1 pseudogene is annotated in these 696 nt (G+C 64.9%); it reads left to right on the top strand.

Features of this window, described 5'->3' with window-relative positions:
- Nucleotides 1-142 precede the first annotated feature (142 nt).
- Nucleotides 143-696: pseudogene (gene ctrA / locus MKK82_RS28495) on the top strand (response regulator transcription factor CtrA); the annotation flags it as partial.

A 696-nucleotide genomic window follows, 5' to 3' on the forward strand; every position in this document is an offset into this window, starting at 1 on the left:
AGCAGAGTGCTGCTGGCGCACCGGACAACTGTGGCATTGCCGCCGGGAGCACGAACGTGGCCGCGATTGTCGGGCAAGCTGGTGCCGGCCGTGGCGCAAGGGAAGGCCGCCGCCGGCGACCCGATCGGTGACCTGATCCGCCCTCGGTAAGCTGTACGACTACGACATCATCCTCCTCGATCTGAACCTGCCCGACATGTCGGGCTACGAGGTGCTGCGCTCGCTGCGCGTGGCGAAGGTCAAGACGCCGATCCTGATCCTGTCCGGCATGGCCGGCATCGAGGACAAGGTGAAGGGCCTGGGCTTCGGCGCCGACGACTACCTCACCAAGCCGTTCCACAAGGACGAGCTGGTGGCGCGCATCCACGCCATCGTGCGCCGATCGAAGGGCCATGCCCAGTCGGTGATCACCACCGGCGACCTGATCGTGAACCTCGACCAGAAGACCGTCGAGGTCGGCGGCGCCCGGGTGCACCTCACCGGCAAGGAGTACCAGATGCTGGAACTCCTCTCGCTCCGGAAGGGCACGACGCTGACCAAGGAGATGTTCCTCAACCACCTCTACGGCGGCATGGACGAGCCGGAGCTGAAGATCATCGACGTGTTCATCTGCAAGCTGCGCAAGAAGCTCGCCAACGCCAGCCAGGGCAAAAACTACATCGAGACCGTCTGGGGCCGCGGCTACGTGCTGCGTGA

Source organism: Methylobacterium sp. E-046 (genome assembly GCF_022829625.1).
Classification (GTDB): Bacteria; Pseudomonadota; Alphaproteobacteria; order Rhizobiales; family Beijerinckiaceae; genus Methylobacterium; species Methylobacterium longum.